The sequence below is a fragment of the Haladaptatus sp. R4 genome, from assembly GCF_001625445.1.
Classification (GTDB): Archaea; Halobacteriota; Halobacteria; order Halobacteriales; family Haladaptataceae; genus Haladaptatus.
Window position 1 is genome coordinate 45,404 of the sequence record NZ_LWHG01000004.1, and the last position, 19,500, is coordinate 64,903.

At 61.7% G+C, this 19,500-nt stretch carries 21 protein-coding genes and 5 pseudogenes; 13 read left to right on the top strand and 13 right to left on the bottom strand.

Going from position 1 to position 19,500, the window contains the following annotated elements; translation table 11 throughout:
* Positions 1-63: 63 nt before the first annotated feature.
* Genes A4G99_RS02080 through A4G99_RS02090 form a run of 4 tightly spaced genes read left to right on the top strand, consistent with a single transcriptional unit; the run spans position 64 to position 2,159 of the window.
* Positions 64-261 carry a heavy-metal-associated domain-containing protein gene (locus A4G99_RS02080; protein ID WP_066138851.1) on the top strand — a complete coding sequence of 66 codons (198 nt, stop codon included), beginning with the start codon at positions 64-66 and terminating at the stop codon, positions 259-261.
* A gap of 41 nt (positions 262-302) precedes the next feature.
* Positions 303-1,307, top strand: a complete 1,005-nt coding sequence (gene hemE / locus A4G99_RS02085) for a uroporphyrinogen decarboxylase (protein WP_066138854.1) — start codon at positions 303-305, stop codon at positions 1,305-1,307.
* Positions 1,308-1,341: 34 nt separating this feature from the next.
* Positions 1,342-1,593, top strand: coding sequence for a hypothetical protein (locus A4G99_RS26630; RefSeq protein ID WP_223301598.1), 252 nt, complete (start codon positions 1,342-1,344; stop codon positions 1,591-1,593).
* Between the two features lie 35 nt (positions 1,594-1,628).
* Positions 1,629-2,159 carry an ABC transporter permease subunit gene (locus A4G99_RS02090; protein ID WP_255358982.1) on the top strand — a complete coding sequence of 177 codons (531 nt, stop codon included), beginning with the start codon at positions 1,629-1,631 and terminating at the stop codon, positions 2,157-2,159.
* Here A4G99_RS02090 and hemG read toward each other — a convergent pair whose 3' ends face one another.
* The 3 genes and pseudogenes from hemG to A4G99_RS02105 all read right to left on the bottom strand — a co-directional run bounded on the left by hemG (position 2,160) and on the right by A4G99_RS02105 (position 5,020).
* The gene (hemG, locus tag A4G99_RS02095) at positions 2,160-3,443 is read right to left on the bottom strand and encodes a protoporphyrinogen oxidase (protein ID WP_066138857.1); all 1,284 of its coding nucleotides are present in this window, start codon (positions 3,441-3,443) and stop codon (positions 2,160-2,162) included.
* On the bottom strand, positions 3,440-4,489 hold the full coding sequence (gene hemH, locus A4G99_RS02100) for a ferrochelatase (RefSeq protein ID WP_066138859.1): 1,050 nt from the start codon (positions 4,487-4,489) through the stop codon (positions 3,440-3,442). Before hemH ends, hemG begins: the two co-directional genes overlap by 4 nt.
* A gap of 223 nt (positions 4,490-4,712) precedes the next feature.
* A pseudogene (locus tag A4G99_RS02105) lies at positions 4,713-5,020 on the bottom strand (winged helix-turn-helix transcriptional regulator).
* 234 nt (positions 5,021-5,254) lie between these two features.
* Between A4G99_RS02105 and A4G99_RS02110 the strand changes: the two are divergent.
* Positions 5,255-5,702 (top strand): annotated as a pseudogene (locus A4G99_RS02110) (universal stress protein).
* Between the two features lie 173 nt (positions 5,703-5,875).
* Positions 5,876-6,127, top strand: coding sequence for a hypothetical protein (locus A4G99_RS02115; RefSeq protein ID WP_223301600.1), 252 nt, complete (start codon positions 5,876-5,878; stop codon positions 6,125-6,127).
* Between the two features lie 7 nt (positions 6,128-6,134).
* Here the strand turns inward: A4G99_RS02115 and A4G99_RS02120 are convergent, their stop codons facing one another.
* Positions 6,135-6,677: a SprT-like domain-containing protein gene (locus A4G99_RS02120; RefSeq protein ID WP_066138865.1), complete on the bottom strand. Its 543-nt coding sequence runs from the start codon at positions 6,675-6,677 to the stop codon at positions 6,135-6,137.
* A 68-nt stretch (positions 6,678-6,745) separates the two neighbouring features.
* Between A4G99_RS02120 and A4G99_RS25000 the strand changes: the two genes are divergently transcribed.
* A complete protein-coding gene (locus A4G99_RS25000; RefSeq protein ID WP_150123007.1) occupies positions 6,746-6,928 on the top strand; it encodes a hypothetical protein in 183 nt (60 codons plus the stop codon).
* 345 nt (positions 6,929-7,273) lie between these two features.
* Here A4G99_RS25000 and A4G99_RS02130 read toward each other — a convergent pair whose 3' ends face one another.
* Entirely contained in the window at positions 7,274-7,603 is a 330-nt protein-coding gene (locus tag A4G99_RS02130; protein WP_223301601.1) for a hypothetical protein, read from the bottom strand.
* 164 nt (positions 7,604-7,767) lie between these two features.
* Here A4G99_RS02130 and A4G99_RS02135 point away from each other — a divergent pair, with 164 nt between their 5' ends.
* The 3 genes from A4G99_RS02135 to A4G99_RS02145 all read left to right on the top strand — a co-directional run bounded on the left by A4G99_RS02135 (position 7,768) and on the right by A4G99_RS02145 (position 9,641).
* Complete coding sequence (locus A4G99_RS02135; protein ID WP_066138874.1) at positions 7,768-8,334, top strand: response regulator transcription factor; 567 nt, start codon at positions 7,768-7,770, stop codon at positions 8,332-8,334.
* 72 nt (positions 8,335-8,406) lie between these two features.
* Positions 8,407-9,201, top strand: coding sequence for an alpha/beta fold hydrolase (locus tag A4G99_RS02140; RefSeq protein ID WP_066138878.1), 795 nt, complete (start codon positions 8,407-8,409; stop codon positions 9,199-9,201).
* 77 nt (positions 9,202-9,278) lie between these two features.
* A complete protein-coding gene (locus A4G99_RS02145; protein ID WP_066138881.1) occupies positions 9,279-9,641 on the top strand; it encodes a hypothetical protein in 363 nt (120 codons plus the stop codon).
* 96 nt (positions 9,642-9,737) lie between these two features.
* On the opposite strand, the gene A4G99_RS02150 is transcribed toward A4G99_RS02145, so the two are convergent.
* The 3 genes from A4G99_RS02150 to A4G99_RS02160 all read right to left on the bottom strand — a co-directional run bounded on the left by A4G99_RS02150 (position 9,738) and on the right by A4G99_RS02160 (position 11,686).
* On the bottom strand, positions 9,738-10,223 hold the full coding sequence (locus A4G99_RS02150) for a GNAT family N-acetyltransferase (RefSeq protein WP_066138884.1): 486 nt from the start codon (positions 10,221-10,223) through the stop codon (positions 9,738-9,740).
* Positions 10,224-10,300: 77 nt separating this feature from the next.
* The gene (locus tag A4G99_RS02155) at positions 10,301-10,828 is read right to left on the bottom strand and encodes a DUF192 domain-containing protein (RefSeq protein WP_066138887.1); all 528 of its coding nucleotides are present in this window, start codon (positions 10,826-10,828) and stop codon (positions 10,301-10,303) included.
* 102 nt (positions 10,829-10,930) lie between these two features.
* Positions 10,931-11,686, bottom strand: coding sequence for an EthD domain-containing protein (locus A4G99_RS02160; RefSeq protein ID WP_066138891.1), 756 nt, complete (start codon positions 11,684-11,686; stop codon positions 10,931-10,933).
* Between the two features lie 248 nt (positions 11,687-11,934).
* Between A4G99_RS02160 and A4G99_RS02165 the strand changes: the two are divergent.
* Positions 11,935-13,208, top strand: a pseudogene (locus tag A4G99_RS02165) (M24 family metallopeptidase).
* 66 nt (positions 13,209-13,274) lie between these two features.
* On the opposite strand, the gene A4G99_RS26635 reads toward A4G99_RS02165, so the two are convergent.
* Both A4G99_RS26635 and A4G99_RS26640 read right to left on the bottom strand, forming a co-directional pair.
* Positions 13,275-13,835: a DMT family transporter gene (locus tag A4G99_RS26635; protein WP_223301602.1), complete on the bottom strand. Its 561-nt coding sequence runs from the start codon at positions 13,833-13,835 to the stop codon at positions 13,275-13,277.
* Positions 13,774-13,917 (bottom strand): hypothetical protein, encoded by a 144-nt coding sequence (locus A4G99_RS26640; RefSeq protein WP_223301603.1) that lies wholly within the window; start codon positions 13,915-13,917, stop codon positions 13,774-13,776. Before A4G99_RS26640 ends, A4G99_RS26635 begins: the two co-directional genes overlap by 62 nt.
* Before the next feature lie 68 nt (positions 13,918-13,985).
* On the opposite strand from A4G99_RS26640, the gene A4G99_RS26645 reads away from it, so the two are divergent.
* Positions 13,986-14,246, top strand: coding sequence for a hypothetical protein (locus A4G99_RS26645; protein WP_223301604.1), 261 nt, complete (start codon positions 13,986-13,988; stop codon positions 14,244-14,246).
* A gap of 691 nt (positions 14,247-14,937) precedes the next feature.
* Positions 14,938-15,529 (top strand): annotated as a pseudogene (locus A4G99_RS02175) (HD domain-containing protein).
* A 27-nt stretch (positions 15,530-15,556) separates the two neighbouring features.
* Here the strand turns inward: A4G99_RS02175 and A4G99_RS02180 are convergent.
* The 3 genes and pseudogenes from A4G99_RS02180 to A4G99_RS29340 form a co-directional block, all read right to left on the bottom strand.
* Entirely contained in the window at positions 15,557-16,252 is a 696-nt protein-coding gene (locus tag A4G99_RS02180; RefSeq protein ID WP_066138893.1) for a YqjF family protein, read from the bottom strand.
* A 434-nt stretch (positions 16,253-16,686) separates the two neighbouring features.
* Positions 16,687-17,652: an NAD(P)-dependent oxidoreductase gene (locus A4G99_RS02185; RefSeq protein WP_066138896.1), complete on the bottom strand. Its 966-nt coding sequence runs from the start codon at positions 17,650-17,652 to the stop codon at positions 16,687-16,689.
* A gap of 73 nt (positions 17,653-17,725) precedes the next feature.
* Positions 17,726-19,445: pseudogene (locus A4G99_RS29340) on the bottom strand (thiamine pyrophosphate-binding protein).
* Positions 19,446-19,500 lie beyond the last annotated feature (55 nt).

The window sequence follows — 19,500 nt, forward strand, 5'->3', positions numbered from 1 at the left end:
TCCGCTGGCTACCTTCGGATTTTTCCCGAAATCGCAAAAAGTAAGCGGTGAGTATGCTGTTGCATGGTCGAAACCATCGACGTAGACGGAATGAGTTGTGGCGGTTGTGAACGGAACGTCGTCGAAGCGCTCGAAGACGTCTCGGGTGTCTCCGACGCCAACGCCGACCACGAGGCCGGGACTGCGACCGTCGAGGGCGACGCGGATACCGCTGACCTCGTCACCGCGGTTCAGGATGCTGGCTACGACGCCTCGGCCTGAAGAGTCGAAACGCTTAGACGCTATCCGGCCAATTTCGAGCCATGAGCGACCTGTTGGTTCGTGCCGCGCGCGGCGAACGTACCGAACGCCCGCCGGTCTGGTTGATGCGGCAGGCCGGACGATATATCCCGGAGTACCGCGACATCCGAAGCGACTACTCCTTCAAGGAGGCCATCAAGACGCCGGAGGTGGCCGAACGAATCACCCTTCTGCCGTGGGAGTTGTTCGAACCGGACGGTCTCGTCATGTTTTCGGACATCCTCACCGTCCTCGAACCCCTCGGCTTCGAGTACCACATCGAGAGCGGCGTCGGTCCGGTCGTCTCGAATCCCGTCAGCGGTCCGGACGACGTCCCGACGGCGTTCACCGACGTCGCCACCGAAATCGACTACGTCGGGAAACTGCTGAATCGATTGCAGGACAGCATCGGCGACAAAACGAGCATCATCGGTTTCTCCGGTGGGCCGTACACGCTCGCCTCGTACGTGGTCGGCGACGAACCTACGTCGCGGAAACCGATCCGTCGGTTCCGGACGAACCACCCCGAAGCGTTCCGCGACCTCCTCGAAATCTTCACCGACGTCGTGGTGGAGTACGTCAAGTACCAACAAGCACAGGGTGCGGACGTGATACAGGTGTTCGACACGTGGTCGGGCGTGTTGACCCCCGACGACTACCGGGAGTTCGTCCTGCCACTCCACCAACGCATCTTCGACGCCATCGACGTGCCCTCCATCGTCTTCGCGCGCCACCCCGGCGGCAAACTCGACCTGCTCGCCGAATCGGGCGCTGACGTGGTCGGCCTCGACTGGACCATCGACATGGCCGACGCCCGTGAGCAGTTGGGCGACACGCCGGTTCAGGGTAACCTCGACCCGTCCTACCTGCTCGGCAGTCCGGAGTTCATCAAGGAGATGACACACGAGGTCATCGAGAAAGCGGGCGACTCGGGCCACATCCTCAACCTCGGCCACGGCATCGACCGGACGACGCCGGTCGAAAACGCGCAGGCGTTCGTCGAGGCGGCGAAGGAAGTCGAACGATAGGAAATTTTATTTCTACCTGACGACACGACCCTGTATGTCCCTCCGATTGGTGGCCCGCAAGGATTTTCTCGATTTTGCTCGGAAAAAGTCGTTCTGGGCCGTTTCGGTCGTCCTCGCCCTGCTCGTCGTTCTGTGGTCGTACTTCTACACGATTCACTCCTACAGCACCGGAACCGCGGTGGACGTAGTGCAGTACGTTTACTCCGCGGCACAGGTGCTCGTTCCCCTGATCGGACTGTTCGTCGGGTACAGCGCGGTCGCGCCGAACGCGAGTCGGGAACGCTAAAGCTCCTGCTCGGACTGCCCCACTCCCGGCGAGACGTGTTCGGCGGCAAGTTCATCTCCCGCTGCGGCGTCGCCCTCATCCCCTCGTTGGCGAGTTTCCTCCTCGCCGTCGTCTTCATCGTCTCGCAGTTCGGCCGGTTTTCGTTCGGACCGTACGCGCTGTTCACGGCGGCGACGGTCCTCCTCGGTGCCGTGTACGTTGCGATCGGCGTCGGACTGTCGGGATTGGCGAAATCGAACCGCCGCGCCGGAATCCTCGCGGTCGGCGCGTTCGCCCTCTTTCAGTTGTTCTGGGGTACGCTGGTCAATATCGTCGCGTACCTCAAAACGGGTTCTTCGATGATGGTCGCTCCCTACCCGGCGTGGACCTACCTCGTGAAATGGCTGAGTCCGTCCGGCGCGTACGAAGGATTGCTTCATTTGTCCTTGCTCCCGTCCCTCCGAATCGCCTCGGGCGGCCAACCCCCGACGTATCTCTCCCCGTGGCTGGTCGTCGTCCTGCTCGTCTGGGGAATCGTTCCGTTCGCAGTCGGTTACTGGCGGTTCGAAAATGCCGAACTGGACTGATTACTTCGCCAACTGCCCCGCCAACGCCTTGGCCTCCCGAATTCGGCTTGGAACGCCCATCCTCGCGGTGTAGTTCGTGGCGAGGTGGACTCCGTCCGGCGTTTCGAATTCATCCAGCGCGTCCCACGACTCGTCGTAGGCCGGGAATCCCCGGTGGAGTTTGTGAACGCTCAGCACCTCGGCGTCGCTTCCCATCACCTCGGCGAACTCCGTGGCTGCAATTTCGCCGAGCGTCTCGTCGCTCTCTTCGAGCAGTTCCGGGTTCTTCATCCCGCCGAGGAAGACGGTGTACACTCCTTTACTCCCCGACTTCCCGGTCCGTCCGAACATGCTCGCATTCCAGGAGACGCCGAGCGTGTCGAGTCCTTCGTCGTGGCGCACTTGATAGCCGAAGCCGTCCCGGTCGGAATCGGCCCGGAGGTGCACGAACGCGAGCGGGTTGTAGTTCAGCCTTCGGAGCGATTCGGCCGTGTCGCTGAGATTCGACAGGAGGTCGGCGCTCACCGCGGCGGGCGTGGTGACGACCACGTCGTCCACGTCGAACGACCCGTCGTCGGTTTCGAGGACGAACCTTCCATCCCCATCTCCCTTTTTTCGAATTTCGGTAACCGGCGTTTCGAGACGGACGTTCTCCTCGTGGGCGTCGTAGAGTGCCTCCGGGAGCCGCTGGACACCCTCCTCGAAGGTCATCGCGGGGGCGGAACTGCCGTCGGCCATCGCGCGTTTGAGGACGGGCGTCAGCAGGTCGCCGTACGTTTCCTCCATTCGCATGACGCCGGAGAGCGAATGCTTGACCGGCATTCGATGGGGGAGTGAGCCGTACGTCCCGCCGAACAGCGGGCCGATGAGGTTCTCGTACGCTTCCTCGCCGAACTTCCGGGTGAACATCTCCGCCGCGGTTTCCTCGGGGTCCACCGGGTCGGTTTGTGGCTCCTCCAGCACGTCCAGTTTGCCGCGCCAGGACAGCAGGTCGGTGGTGCCGAACTCCTCGATGGAGAACGGCGCGCGACGGAGCGCGCCGTTCGCGTAGACGAACAGTTTCGTGTCCCCGGCTTCGATGACTTCGTCCTCCAGGCCGAGGTCGGCGATGAGTTCGTCCACCGGTCCCGTGCGTCGCAGGCGCTGTGGTCCCCACTCCAGCAGGTAGCCGTCGACGCGGCCGCTCCGAATCACGCCGCCGGGTTCGTCGTCGGCTTCGAGGATGACGTGGTCGATTCCCGCCTCGTCGAGATTGTGTGCGAGCGCGAGGCCGGTGATGCCCCCGCCGACGATTCCGACCGTCATTCGTCGAGGGGAGCGTTGAGACACATCGTTCCCGGCGTATCCTTACACTGACACTGGCGGAACTGGTAGTACGACGGGTCGAACCCGGCGACGAACGGTTCCACGAGGTCGGCGAGAACGTCGGCGAATCGCTCGTCGTCGTGCGGAACCGGTACGCGGTAGAAGTCGAGACCCGCTTCTTCGGCTTCCTCGCGGAGTTCGTCGTCCAGTTCGGACAGCGTCTCGCTCTGTTCGTGCATGAAGCTGATGGGGTCCACGACCACGCGCTCCGCGTCGAGGTCGGCGACGACCTCCTCGACTTCGGGTTCCGTCCACGGAATCTCGCGGTTACCGTGGTTCTGGAAGCCGAGCGCGTACGATTCGAGGCCGAGTTCGCTCGCCATCACGTCGCAGAACTCGTTCACGTACACGTCGTAGCGACTGCCCTCGTCCAGATAGTGGCTCGGCGTTCCGTGTGCCGAAAACAGCAGTTCGGTGTCGTCGTCGGTCAGGTCGAGGTCTTCCTCGTCGGCGTACTCGCGGATGTTCTCCGCGCGGATCCGGTTGTACGTCGGGTGTCTGTGCCATCCCGTCACCTCGTGGACCGGCACGTCCCAGTCCCGCTCCTCTACCGCGTTCGTGAGTTCTTCGAGCGAGGCGACGGTGGTCGAGGCTCCACAGAGCGGGTAGGCGGGAAGCCCGATGAGTTCATCGACGCCGTCCTCGCGGGCCTGCTCGACTGCGTCCCCGATGTACGGTTCGGTGAACTGGAACCCGACGTAGGTCGTCGCGTCGAATCCCCGTTCGTCGAGTTCGGCCTCCAGCGCGTCGGCTTGCGCTTTTGCCTGTGGGTCGAGCGGCGAACCGCCGATTTCCTCGTACTCCTCGATGAGTCCGGGGGCGCGTCGCTCGGCCAACTGCCGGGACCGTTGGCGCGCTTCCTCCTCGGTGGTGTCCCCTTCGAGGTCGGCGTTGTTCATGAAAATGCGCTCGAGATAGCCGAGCACGTTCTCCCGCGTCGGTTCGTCCGGCTCGCCGAAATTGAGTACCACGACGCCAGTCGTCATAGTCGATGTTCGGGGCGGATACGCCGAATAGTTGTCGTTTGCCGCGTCGTCGAGGATTTTATCACGGGGTAGACGGCGTCCAGTTTGGGAAACGAATGTCATCCGAAACCCCGCATCTGTGCCGTCGAATCGTCCGAAAAGACGCATATTTCGTTCGATACGGACATCGCCGGAGATGTCTCTCGTGAACGATTCCCAGTTTTCCCCTCGATTCCTTTTTAGGCTAGAGCCACTCGGCGGCCCACAGTTCTAGCTCCTCGAAGATCGGACAGAGCGAGCGACCTTTCTCGTTGAGGCTGTAGTAGGTCGCTATCGGCGCGTCTTCCTCGGTACGGCGACTGACGAAACCCATCTCGCCGAGGTCGTCCAACACGCGCGAGAGCGTCCGCGAACTCGCACCCGTCGAGCGTTTGAGTTCGTTGAAGCGCTTCTCGCCGTCCTGTAGATCGTGGAGGACGACAACCGCCATTGGGACCCGATTTGCTCGACCGATTTTACGACCGGGCAGACGTCAAGAGATTCCGAAGACATACGTGTTCTCGTTGCACCCAACTCCGCGAAGGTATATATCGGTTCGTATTCCAACCACGTAACAAAGTGATACCGAACATAGTCGGCAGGTTGGTCGGAAGGTCGAGCGTCGGATCGGGAGGTTTCTCACCGACTCGTCGAAACGTTTCGAGCTAGTAACTCGTCGACCCACTCGCTCGATGACGCCAACCTCTAACCTAAATTATTTATTCTCTGGGTTTGGCAATATTTGGTATGAAACGGGCACTCGCCGTCATCGAGGCATCCGAGTCGGCAAAAGAATTGGTTCGGGAAGCGGGCGAACTCGCTGCGGGCGTCGAGGCGGAACTCGTCTTGCTCCACGTCACGACCAACGACGAGTACGAGGAGACGCGAACGTCCCTGGAACGAATTCCGAACCTCGAAAGCTCCTACACCGCAGGGCAAGCGCTCGAAGGTGCTCGACAGTTCGCTGCTGACCTCGGGCGACGAGGTGCTCGACGGCGTCGACGTCGAACACGAGTCGGTGGGTCGCATCGGCGACGAGCGCGACGAAATTCTCGCCACCGCGAACGACCTCGGCTGTGACCACGTCTTCCTCGCGGGCCGGAAGCGTTCCCCGACGGGGAAAGCGCTGTTCGGCGACCGAACGCAGTCGGTCATCCTCGATTTCGACGGCGCCGTCACCGTCGTCACGGAATGATCCTCCCGTCGTTTCCTCCGAACCACAACACGTAAGTTGATGCTCCGCTGACAATCGTATCAATGTTGGGACGATTGTTCGGTAGTGAACCTGTTTCTTCACCGATAGAGCTGTCCCACGACGACCTGTTCAACCTGTGTCGCGTCGAACGCCGACGACACGCCATCTCCATCATGGCGAACGTGTCAGACGTGATTCCGATGCGGACGCTCGTGGACGAAGTCACCGCTCGGGAGTTCGGCTCTGATTGGACGACGGACAACCGAACGACCGTCTACACGACGTTTTATCAACAGCACATCTCGGTCCTGGAGGACGCCGACGTGTTGTCCGCGCCCGACGGTCCCAGCGGCACGCTGTATCCGGAAGGCAACGCGGAACCGCTCGCGGAGCTGATCACGTTCATCGGGACGATTACCGACTGACTCGTCGTTACCAATCGCCATCGAGCTTCCGTCGTGCGACCAGATAACCGGCGTGCGTTCGCCATCGTCTCCCGCTCTCGACGTGCTCCACCCGGTACCGCGAACCACAACTTCCGCACCGTCGTTCCGCCGGTCTCTTGACCGCCTCGGAGGCACGAAACCGCCGTGCCTCCCAGTCACAGGACGAACAGACGAGGCGGAGACGCGCGTCCGCGAACGAACGACAGTGACGTGGTGCGTCGAGTTCGCGCGCCTTCGCTTTGAACCGTCGTCCGTGTCCGGACTCGCTGAACCGTTGAAACTCCCACGCGTGAACCAGTTCGTGTCGAATCGTCCCCGTGAACTCGTCCCACCCGAACGAGCGATAGGCCTCCCACGTCAACCGAATCGTCACCTGCTCGGTTCGGTGATCGTAGAGACAGGCACCCGCACGGCGGACTGCGCGGTCCGAACACTCCCACTCGATCCGTTCGAAATCTACCGGGATCGGAACCGTTCTGGCGTAGCGTTCCGCTGCGTCGAGCAACTCATCGCGGGTTTCCGGCCCCATCGGACGATGGTTCGAATCGACGGATTATAGCGTTGCCCGTCTCCACCAGTCCGACCCGACTACAGCCGATGGAGCCGACCGGTCTGACAGTAGGGGCACCTATCGTCGGGTTCCGGCCGTGTGCTGACCCGTCCACACATCGAACACACCCGAAGGACTCGTTCCCACCGCTCCCGTTCCGCTTCGAGCGTCGCCACTCTTCGCTGGGTTTCCGCGAGGCGTCGATGCAGGGACTCGATTTCGGCGTGTAACCGCTCGTAAAGTCGATGTTCCGTTTCGTGTTGTGGGTCCGAAGCTTCGATTCGTGGACGGCGAGAACCCATTCCACCGTGGTTGTCCGACGTCATGCTTCTCGATAAACGAACGTGACGAACGACCATGAATGGGACGGCGCCGTCCGACCGGCCCTTGCTATATAATGCACTTGTAATGGAAAGCCGAACCGCGAATAGCCGAGGGCTTTTTGTTTTCGTTGGGGACGGTGGCGGAACGTGTTGACGACTATCAGTCAGGCTACGCACCTTCCCGGTGCGTTTATCTATACTTTACACTCACGAGACTATTCTTCCTATATTTCGCAAGAATGGGAGGTTTAGCTACTCCGTCACATCGTCGGGTCGCACGACTTCGAGTGGTGCGTAGAGTCGCTTTCGAGCGTCGGGAAGATATAACCGTTCCTCGATGAGGTTCTCCTCTTTGAGTTTCATCAGTGCATCACGTGTCGTGCGTGCCGGTAGCAAGGCATCCGTCCGAACCTGCTGTTGTGTCATCGGCGCTTCGTCCGTGAGAACCCGATAGACGAGTTTCGCACTCGGTGGCAGTTCGATGAGCCGTTCGAATCGGTCTTGGGGGGTAGTGTTACTGCCGGAGCGTCCGGCAAAATCGACCACTGGAGTTCGGCATACCAGTCCTTTCTTCGGAGTCATCCCTGTTATTTATTCCGGTATTGGTGAATGTATGCTAGACCGGATGCTTAAGCACATATTTAACTATTCTTGGATTTCGTAACCACAAGATATAAAGATGCTTTAGCGAATGGTTCATTAACAAATTCCGTTCGGTGGAAAAACCGGCACACTCGAATCCAATCATGGCTGTTGAAGAACCAACGATACTCGTCGTCGATGACGAGGCAGACGTAACCGACCTCTATGCGACGTGGTTAGAGGACTCCTACGACGTTCAGCGAGCGTACGAAGGCCGTGAGGCGCTGGACATGCTCGACGACGAGGTCGATGTCGTCTTGCTCGACCGACGAATGCCCGGTCTCTCCGGCGACGAGGTGCTCGCGGAACTTCGAAACCGCGAACTTCACTCCCGAGTCGTGATGGTGACTGCCGTCAAACCCGATTACGACATCATCGATATGGGATTCGACGACTATCTCGTCAAACCCGTCTCGAAGGACGACCTGTACACGACCGTCGGTGGAATGCTGACGCGGGTCGAATACGACGCGAAGATGCAGGAATACTTCTCGCTCGCCTCCAAGAAGGCCGTCCTCGAAACGGAGAAGGACGAAGACGAACTCCACCGGAACGAGCAGTATCAGGAACTGCAGGCGGAAGTCGAGCGACTTCGTGAGTCCGTCGACGACTCCCGAGACGACCTTGACAGCCACGACGACTTCGTCGGCGCGTTTCGCGACCTCGACTGAATCGACCGATTCGACCGATTCAACTGATTTTCCGGTCGATACGTTTTTGGGTTCGTTCCGACCTGTTCTCGTATGAATCTTCCCGACGACTGGACGACGGACTCCCGTCCCGTGAACGGAGTCGATTTACAGTACTACCGCACCGGCGAGGGACCGTCGTTGGTCATGGCACACGGCTTCTACGCCAACGGTCGATGTTGGGAACCGCTGGTGGCCGATTTGGCGGACGAGTACGACATCGTGACGTACGACGCCCGCGGTCACGGTCGGTCCGAGGCCCCAGAATCGGGGTACGGAATCGAGGACCGCGTCGCCAACCTCGTCGGACTCGTCGAAGCGCTCTCCCTCGACGACCCGATCCTGCTCGGCCATTCGATGGGTGGCTCGACGGCGGCGTGGACGGCCGCGACGCACCCCGACCTCCCGCGTGCGATCGCTCTCGAAGACCCCGCGGGGATGTACGGACCGCCCGATATGGGTCCGGACGAGCGGGCGGAGACGGTTCGTGAGAACGTCCGCGAATGGTCGAACAGTACGCTTGAGGAACTCGAACGCGACCATCCGAACTGTGATCCCGGGTTGGCGCGTCGCCTCGCCGTTGCGAACACGGAATGTCGCCCGCAAATCGCCGAAATACCGCGCGAAGGCTATCCCCGTCTGGAGAGGGCGTTCGCGGATATCACCTGTCCGACGCTCGTGCTCAAGGCGGACGCCGATACGGAGACGCGGGCCGAAGATCTCGACATCGCCGAAAACCTGTCCGATGGGCGATTGGTTCACATCCCCGACGCCGGTCACTGCATCTTCCGCGAGCGATACGACCCCGCATACGCCGAGTTACGGGCGTTTCTTCATCGGCTGTCGTGACGAATGCGCTACCACCTAACGAAATTCTGATGTGATTATCCAAAATGGTAAAGTAGCTGAGTTCACAGCTTTCGGACATGGGTGACGAGGAGGAAGCGGAGATACGGAGCGCCCTCGGGTTGGACGACGGAGCGGCCGAATCACCGGAACGACGGTTCGAACGGCGATTGTGCGCCGCCTTGGTGGATGCACGCCGTGCCGGTGTGGATTACTGGCGACTGTTCGAACTTCTCGAAGGGCAGCAACGCGCGGCGGTTCGAGCGTCGTTTTCGCAGGGTGAGTTCGGTCCCGACCATTCGACGGTATCCGAGGAGACCATCCAGTACTCGGAGGTGGTTTACGCCACCGCGACTGCGCTCGATGCGGGCGGGTCGAAGCGCCAACTGCTGTTCAACCTCGCCAGCGCGTATCAGTTGTTCGAGGACGATTGGTCGGAATAGCCGCCGCTACCCGTGTAGATAAAGAAATACCTCGTGTACCCCTACCCGAGGTACGCGAGAATTGACGGGGATGTGGTAAATGCTTTGTGTTCTTACTCAGAGTGCGACCGTGTATACCGATTCCCCGTACTCCCCGTCGCCGATTTCCACCGTCGCCTCGTCGCTCTTCTCGAACCCTAACCGCCGGTAAAATCCGGTTCCCCTCGTGTTCTCCGAGAGCACCATCGCCCGGATTCGTTTCATGTTGATGTCGCGCAAGTCGCTCCGTAACCGCTCGTACAGCGCGCTTCCGATGCCATCCCCCCAGTGGTCCGGATCGACGTACAGTCGGAGCAGGTCCCCTTCATCCTCGTGACACATCGCGTGACAGAAACCGAGCACGTCGTCGTCCCTGGTCGCCACGAGAAATATCGTCCCCGGTCGCTCGACTGCATCCGTTAGCGAGTCGTCGGAGTACCACGAGGCAATCGTTCCGTCGATACTCTCGCCGTCCATGATTTCGGCGTAGGCGTCGCTCCACGCACGACGTGCGACGTCCCGAACCGATTCGAAATCGTCCTCGTTCGCTGGCCGAATCTTCATTTGTCTCCCCCGGATGGGGGTTCGCCGTGCTCCGTGGTAACGATGATGAATCACAACTCGTGTTGCGGAACGAAAAGTCAGCTTTGTTCGGTCGTCGGTGTTCCGTCCTCGAACACGAGTTTCGTCCCCGACTCGATGCCCGCCCGCTTTGCGAACCCCTGTCGCATCTCGACGACGTACTTCGCGTTCCCGTCGCTCCGGTACTCCCGAAGTTTCCAATCGCTCGCGTTCGGTTGCGTGTCCGCGTGGGCGACGTTGAGGACGGTGCCGTCCGGGCCGACGAAGATCATATCGAGCGGAATCAGCGTGTTCTTCATCCAGAACGACTGTATCTGCGGGTTGCCGAAGACGAACACCATCCCGTGGTTTTTCGGCAGCGATTTTCGGTACATCAATCCGTGTTCGCGCTCGCTCGGCGAGTTCGCGACTTCGAGCGTCACCGCCGTCCGGTTCTCACCCGCGACGAACGCGGCACCGACGGTCTCTTCGACCTTTGTCGTCCGATGTTCGTCCCCGTTTCCACGCTCCTGCCCGAATCCGATGCCCCCGGTACACCCGGCCAGTACGACGAGACAGACGACCAACAGGGTCGCGCTCACACGCATGCGCCTGAAAACGGGAGCAACTGACAAAAATACGTGGTGCGATTCGACTGACCGTCATCCGTTTACAATTGCCGAGAACCGAACTCGCTTCGTCTCTCCGCCTCACTCCTGCGTCTCGTCCTTCTGGACCGTCTCCTCGCCGATGAAACGGGGACGCTTTTCGAGCGCGAGGAAGTTGTTCACGTCCTCGCGGGCCTCCTTCGCTTTGCCCTTCTCGGGATCGTAGTCGCGGCTTCCCTCGCTGCCGAGCGCGTCGTGAAGCGCGTCCAGGTCCTCGAAGTACAACTCCGCGATGCCGTCGAATTCGGCGTTCTCGGGGTCCGTCGGGAGGACGGTGTCGTACTTGACGACGCCTTCGATTTCGCGGGCGATGGGCGTGTGGTTGTTCTGCCAGTGGTCCACGAACTCCTCGTGGGTCATGCCGTCCTTGCGGACGAGGAACGCGCTGTGTTTGTACAGGCCGTCGGTGTCGCCGTTCACGTCGTCCTCGCGGTCGGTACCTCGCGCTGCGGTTTCGTCCTTCTGGGTGACGACTTCGCCGATGAAGCGAGGACGCTCGTTCACGTCGAGGAAGTTATCGACATCCTCGCGGGCTTCCTTCGCTTTGCCCTTCTCGGGGTCGTAATCGCGGTTGCCCTCGCTGCCAAGGGCGTCGTGGAGCGCGTCCAAATCCTCGAAGTACAGTTCGGCGAGTCCGTCGAACTCCGCGGCGTCGGGCGTCACCGGGAGGACGGTGCTGTACTTGACGACGCCCTCGATATCACGTGCGATCTTCGTGTGATTGTTCTGCCAGTACTCCACGAACTCCTCGTGGCTCATATCGTCCTTTCGAACCAGCAGGGCAACGTGTTTGTACATTTCATTCGAGGACACAATCCGTGGTATCATAAAGCACCCGAAGCCGCTCCCGTCCCCTTTTTTCGAACGTGAATCCGTTCCGAGCAACTCCCCCGTTAACACCACTATTTCCGGTGTCACACCACCGTTTCCGATGTTCACAAGTGGTTTCGAAGCGGCGAAAATCCCACCCGATATGGCAGTGCGTCCCCCGAGCACCGACGGGTAAGTCACCTACTTTCAATACAAACCTCGGAGTAACGAGAATCATGGGGTTCTATCAACGCGGTTTCATGGAAGGGACGCGCGGAACGATGGGCGTCGATTGGGAGGAACGGATCGACATGAAGCGGATGCGCGAGGAGCGAAAGGAACGCGCTCTCGAACGAATGCGCGAGGCGGGATTGGGCAGCATGCTCCTCATCAACGACCCGAACGTCCGCTACGTGACGGGACTCGCCATGACCGGCGGGTCGGGTGCCGACCACTACACCCTTCTCACCGAGGACGGCGACATCGTCCACTGGGACACCGCCGACCACGCGAGCAACCAGAAGTTCAACTGTCCGTGGATTTCGGACATCCGCTACGCCTGCCCCGGACTCGGAAACGTCCCGCGAGCGTCCGGTCGGGATTCGGCCCGAAACTGGCTGAAGGACAAGATGGCTGGACTCGTTTACGAGGCGATGGAGGAGTACGGCGTCGCCAAGGAACCGATGGGCATCGACATCGGCAACGCTCCGCTCATCTCGAAGTTCGAGGACCGTGGCGTGGACGTGCGCACCGACGACTGCGCGAAGGTGATGGAGGACGCCCGGAAGGTCAAGACGCGCGACGAAATCGAGTGCCTGCGGATGGTCGCCGCCCTCTGTGAGGCCGGGTTCCAGCGCATCACGGAAACCGCGAAACCCGGCGTCCGCGAGTCGGAAGTGTGGGGCGAAGCCAGCAGCGAACTCTGGCGTCTCGGCGCGATGGTGCAGGGTGGCTACGTCACCTCCGGGCCGAACACGTGGCCGAAACACCAAGCCAACACCACCGACCGGATCATGCGCCCCGGCGACATCGTCTACGCCGACTTCTACAACATCGGTTTCATGGGCTATCGCTCCTGTTACTACCGGACGTTCAGCATGGGTGAACCCACCCAAGCCCAAAAGGATGCCTACGAAATCGCCCGCGACAACCTCCACGACGTGCTCGAACGCATCGAACCCGGCGCGACGACGGACGAGATTTGCGAGGGGTTCCCCGACATGGAGGCGAACACGCCGACTGGTACGACGCCACCGACCACTGGCAGATGACGACCAACCACTGGGCGCACGGCCTCGGCCTGCAACTGTACGAAGTGCCGCTCATCTGGCGCGGTATCTCGCCCGACCATCCCATCGAAATCGAGGAGGGCATGACGATGGCCGTCGAGACGATGGAACCCGCCGACCGGCAGGGCGTCCGTGTGGAAGAGATGGTCGTCGTCCGCGAGAACGGCGTCGAGATACTGAGTCAGTGGCCCGTCGAGGAAATCACGCGGATAGACTACTGATCGGTTCGGCCGCGTCTGACCGGTGCGGTCGCGTACGGATTTTCTCAACGGCCCGTCATCGTTCACTCAGTCCGCTCTCGAAGACTCGGCGTTCCCGGCGGTTCCCTCGTCGAAGTAGTCACGCACCGATCCGACGACCCGCGGCCACTTCACGAGCAGGAACCCACCGAGGATGGCGAGAAAACCGCCGCCGGTGGTCGGGGTGAGTCCCTCGCCAAGGACGAACCAGCCGAAGACGGCGGCGAAGGGCGGGATGACGTACTCGATGAGTCCCATCTCGATGGGGCCGAGGCGGTGGAGGAGGCGGAAGTAGATGAGGAACCCGGCGGCACCGGGAACGACGGCGAGATAGCCCACCCACGCGAGCGAGGTGGTCGTCGGCGTGGCGGCGGCGAACCCTTGGCCGGGGACGACGAACGTGGCGATATCGAGGCCAGCGCACCGACGGCGAGCACTCCACGCTTGGAGGCTGAGACCTGGGAGTCCGGCGTCGTTTTCGTCGGTGAAGACGGCACCGACGACCCACGCGACGGCGCACCGAGGACGAACCAGACGCCGATGTCGCTCAGCAGGTGTCCGCCGCTCGGGTTCGCGATGAGGACGACGCGACGAACCCGAGAACGACACCGACGACCCCTCGTGCGGAGATGGACTCGTCCGGGCGGAACACCGAGGTGACGACGGGCGTGAGGACGGGGACGAGACCCAACAGGGTCGATGCGACGGCCGCTCGTGACGTACTGCTGTCCGGCGAACAGGAGCGCGTGATGGAGGCCGATGTTGAAGAGGCCGCCGACGAGGATGGGCGTCCAGTCCCCTCGCCCCCGGGGGATGAGGGAGCGGCCGGACGCGGCGGCGACGGCGAGGAGGACGGAGCGCGGCCAAGTCGAAGCGGACGGCGGCGAGGGCGACCGGTCGAAATCCTTCGAGCGCCGCCTCCGTGGCGGGGAACGCGGTTCCCCAGATGGCGGCGAGCGCGAGATAGAGGACGACGTCGCGGCGACTGGCCATTACCTCCATCTTGCTGTCGCGGTTTAGGTGGGTTTCGATACGAAACGCGAGGACGAGAAAACACCGACCTTGAGTTAGAGGCGTCATCACAGTAGCTTAGACTAAAATCGCTACGAACGACCGTCGCGGTTTTATCGTGATTTCCTGTACCGGGCCGCGTGAAGATTGCTTCCGCACTGCGAAAGACACTCCACCCCACCCAATTCCTCGCTATCCTCCTCACTTCGTCAGCGCGCGCCGTGCAGTTAGATGGGCTAACCGATTATGACCCAACAACACGGCGCGCGAAGGCGTACGCTAGTGCGCCCGCGCGAGGGATGACCGAAGGTGTGACCAGCGGGAGCACTGTAGGGAATCGGCTGGGGAGGGTGTGGTGCGTTGCAGGTGTGTTGTTTGGGTGGAATGAAAGGGGCCGCCCGCTCGCGCTTGTTTTAGTCGCTGTGGAGGCCACTATTTTGGCCGAGCGGCGTGAGGCCAAAATATCCTGCAACAGCGGCCGCGAGCGGGCGGGGGCTTTCGACTTCCTCGTAGCTGCTGAAATCGCAACCCCACCAAACACGTCTCGTCGGAGCGAACGAGCGGGGAGGTTTTGGCTCTTCATCGTAATTACTGTGTTCACAAGAAAACCAGAACCAAACACATCTCCTCTTCACAACCGCCCTTCCCGCGACATTCTCATCACGAACCATTACGTTCCCGCGAACGAAATTCATCCCGCATGAGCGAACCGGAGTACCGCGAACAGGTCGAGGCCGCGTATCCCGAACTCCAGTCATCGAGGACGACGACTGCGCGAGAAGGTCATCGAGGCGTGGGTACTGGCCCTGGACCGCGGCGGATGGAAGGACATCGAGGACATCCCGTACGCGTGGAACATCCACGAGAAGACGAACGTCGAGCACGTGCGGGGCGTAACCCGAATCGCCATGCGCTCGGCGGAGGAACAGCGCGAGTTCCACGGTGCCGACCCGGACGACGACGCCATCATCGCGGCGTGTCTGCTCCACGACGTGGGGAAATGCTACGAGTACGTTGACTTCGCCGACGAGGACCAACTGCTCGACCCCGACCCGACGTACGCCACCGAGGAGATTCCCCACTCCCTGTCGGGGTACGCGCTGGCTCACGAGGTCGGCTGTCCGATTTCCGTCCAGCGAGCGATTCCACATTTCCTCGGCGAGATTCCGACCCGGACGCTCGAAGCCGAACTCGTCAAGAGCGCGAACTCGGCGAGTTCGAACGCCATCACCCAGTCCGCGATGGGAATCACGCTCCAGGAGTGGGTCGAGAAGTACAGTCAGACACAGTAACTCTCGATTTTACCGCAACCCCCGATTTTATTTCAACCACTTACGGCCCGACGACACGATGTCAACGCCGGAACTGTAGTAACAGGTCGGCTCCCCGTCCGGTTCGGCGAAGTTGTTCGCCCGAAAAATCTCGTTCTTCCGGAATTCCACTGTCGCGGGGCGGAGCGACCACACGTCGTGATCGACGTTCGCGTACGCAATCGTTCCACCCGGGCCGCCGACGTAGAACCGATAGCGTTCGGTGAGAAAGGCCGCCAGCGACCCCGGTTCGGCGTCGAGTCGGTCGCCGGTCGGTTCGTACTGCGCGTCGAACCGCAACGGTTGATCACCCGGATGCGCGCGCCGACTGCGGTAGCGGATCGCCCCGTCCCGTTCTACTATTTTTATGTCCGCGTTGTAGTACGGCAGCCCGAATGTCAACCGAGCGCCGAGGACGGAGAGCCATCCATCGGCATCGAGGCTGTAGAAGAAGACGGCCGGTCTGTCCTCCCCCGGCACCGTGACGTAGGTCCGGAGGTTGAGTTCGGGGAGGTCCACCCCGATGCTGTCGGGAAGCCCTCGGGGACGAACCGCGACGTTCGTGAACGGGACGACGCTCAGCCACGCCTTCCCGTCGTACGTGTCTACCTCCAACCCTTCGGGTAGCCCTCGCTCCACGACTTCCGGTTCGACCGGCCAATTGGCGAACAGCAGTTGTCGCCATCCCATCTCGACACCAATCATCGTCCGAAACTTGTGACGGATCGCTCAAAGGGGTTCCGTCGGATGCGTCTCCGGGACGAAGTGGTCGTCTCACACGGTCGCTTCTTTGGAATCACAAATGGATTTCTCGATAGCTATCCGGAGAGATTTCTATCAATCCATTCGGTCCGCGAACTCCTGTTTCCGTCCCTGCCCCTTGCTCCTGTCCCTGCCCGGCGTCCACCGATACCGGTAGATTACTCCATCGAACCGTCGTCTCTCTCTTATCGTTTTCTGCCGCTGACTCGTCGCCATCTTGTGGATTTTCACAAAGCTATCCGGAGAGATATCTGGAGAGCTATCCGAATAGCTATCTAAATAGATGCTCGAATGATTTCGCCGTTGGCTCGGGATGGTCACTCTCGATGCGACAGTTCTCCAAAAACGTCAGCGACCGCGGCGAAAACAGAGACTCCTCAGACCGTTTCCAGCCCGTTCTCCTCGCGGAGGACGTTGATGTACGACCGGAAGCCGCTTTCCAGGTCGTAGCGCGGTTCGTAGCCCATATCCTCCTGAATCGCGGTCATGTCGAGCATTTGGGTCCACGGGAGTTCGCCCTCGTCGGAAACGTCGAGGTCGGCGTCGGGCATGATTTCCTCGACCGTCTCGGCGGCTTCCCGAATCGTCGCCACGGTGCCGCGGACGTTGTAGACGCGCTGGCTCAGGTCCTCGTCGGGCGTGAACGCCGCGCGGCGGAACGCCTGCGCGATGTCCTCGACGTGCTGCCAGTCGATGACTTGGTCGCCGTACTCCACCGCGAACGGTTCGCCGAGCGCGGGTTTTTCGATGATGTTCGCGAGGAACGCGGAGCCACCGGTTTCGCGGTACGGGCCGTACGCCACGGTCGGGCGGAGCGCGACGTGCGAGACGTCGTGGTCCTCGAAATAGACTTTCGCTTGGTGTTCGTTGAACTCCTTGGCCGCGCCGTACAGCGTGTCGGGGTAGACGAGGTCGTCCTCGGTCACCCACTCGGTGTCGTAGTTCGTCGGCGGCGCGAACACCGCCGCCGAGGACGCCCACGCCACGCGCTCGACCTGGTCGGAGAGCGTTCGAGCGGCCTCCATGACGTTGTTCGTCCCCAGCACGTTCACTTCGATTCCGGCCCGCGGGTTCTCGCGGGCCGTCGTCGTCAGCAGTCCCGCGAGGTGGACGATGCGGGTCGCACCCGACTCCTTCACCGCGCGAATCACGTCCGTCGAGTCGGTGATGTCGCCGCGTCGGATATCCACGTCGTCGGCGATGCCGAGTTTCTCCAGAATGCGCGGGTCGGTCGAAAGGTCGTAGGCGACCACGTCGTGCCCCTGTTCGAGGAGTTCTTTCGCGGTGTACGACCCGATGAAACCTGTTCCGCCAGTGACGAGCACCGTCTCGCTTTGCGCCATGTTTTTTTACTCGCTGGATGGCAGGAAAAGGTTTCCTTCCTGTTTTTTCGTGATGTGTTCGACTCGGTTGTTGTCACTCGTGCAGTCCGCCGGTTTCGGCGTAGAACGACGACGCCAACTGGTCGGCCATGTCCTCCTCGCGGTCGATTCGCGCGTCGATGACGAACGGCAGGTCGCTCTCCTTTCCTTCCCGAAGTGCGTCGGCCAGTTCGTCCGGCGTCGTGACTCGCGTTCCCGCGGCACCGAAGCCTTCGGCCACTTTCACGAAGTCGGTGTCGTGGAACTCGACGCCCGCGATGTCGCCGTCTTCTTTCTGCATCTGGCGAACCATGCCGAGGCTGGTGTCGTTCAGCACGACGAACGTCGGGGCGACGCCGTTCTCGACGGCGATTTCGACGCTGGTCATCGTCATCGTAAAGCCGCCGTCGCCCGCGACGCCGATGACGTCCTTGTCCGTGGTGATGGCGGCGCTGACGGCGGCCGGGGCGGACCACCCCATCCCGCCGACGCCGCCCGACCCGAAGTACGTCCGGACGGCGGGCGTCTGGAGGTAGTTCAACAGCCAGAATCGGTTGTTGCCCGAGTCGGCCGTCACGATGGTGTCCTCGTCCACCATCGCCTCTATCTCCTTCACGGCGCGCTGGGGTTTGATGGGCGCGGTGTCGCTCTCGCACTTCTCGGTGAAAAACGACTCCCGAGCCGTTTCTGCCCGTCCGCGTGCCCAGTCGTTTTCGGCGCTCCCGGCATCGAAAAGCGCCCGGAGGCTCTCCTTCGCGTCGCCGATGAGGCCCACGTCGGCGGGGTACACCCACCCGGCGTTTCGCGTGTCGATGTCGGCGTGGATGATGGTCTGTTCGTCGGCCGGATGAACGACGGTGCCTGCCAGTTCGTGTCCATCGGGTTCATTCGACACCCGACGACGAGCAGGGTATCGGCCTCGCTGACGACCTGATTCGCGCCTTCGTGGCCGAACGACCCGATGACGCCCGCCGCGAGGTCGTGGGTCTCCGGAATCACCGACTTGCCCAGATACGAGGTCGTTACGACCGCGTCGTACGCTTCCGCGACGTCCCGGAGTTCGTCGTAGGCCCCCGCGGAGTGAACGCCGTTCCCGGCGACGATGACCGGTCGTTCCGCCGATTCGAGCGCCTCGACCGCCGCGGACACGTCTTCGTCCGTCGGCTTCGACTCCCAGTTTCGAACCTGTTCGTCGCTGTCCCAGACGGGAGGAACGGGGTTCTCCGGAACGTCCTCCGTGATCGCGTTTCCGTCGAGGATGACGGCGGTCGGTCCCGACCGCCCCGCCGTCGCGTGTTTGAACGCCAGTTGGACGCTTCGCAGGGTTTCGGTCGCGTGCGCGGGAACCAGTGTTCCTTCGTCACGCCGTCCAGAATCTTCGGCAGCGAGAGGCCACCGTAGTCGCCGCGGGACTGCTGATACGGGGCGAGCGTCGAGTAATCGCCGCGCTCGCTCGCCTCCGTCAGGACGACCATCGGCGAGGACGCGAGGCGCGCCTCCATCTGCCCGATGACGCCGAGGCTGCCGATCCACGGCCCTTGCCCGGCCAGCACCGCGGGCTTCCCGTGAATCCTGCCGTACATCTCGGCCATCACGCTCCCCTCGCGTTCGTCGCGCGGCCGAACCACGTCCACGCTCGATTCCGGGAGGTCGTCGAGCAGTTCGATGACGCGCCCGCCCGGATAGCCGAACACGTACTCCACGCCCAGCGATTCGAGGACGGAAACCAACGCCTCGCTCGTCGTCTCTCCCCCGCTGTCGTCAGCGCCTGTCATGGTAGTCGAAGCAACCCGCTCCCGTCCCTTCGTTCTGTCGATTATCACGGTCGTT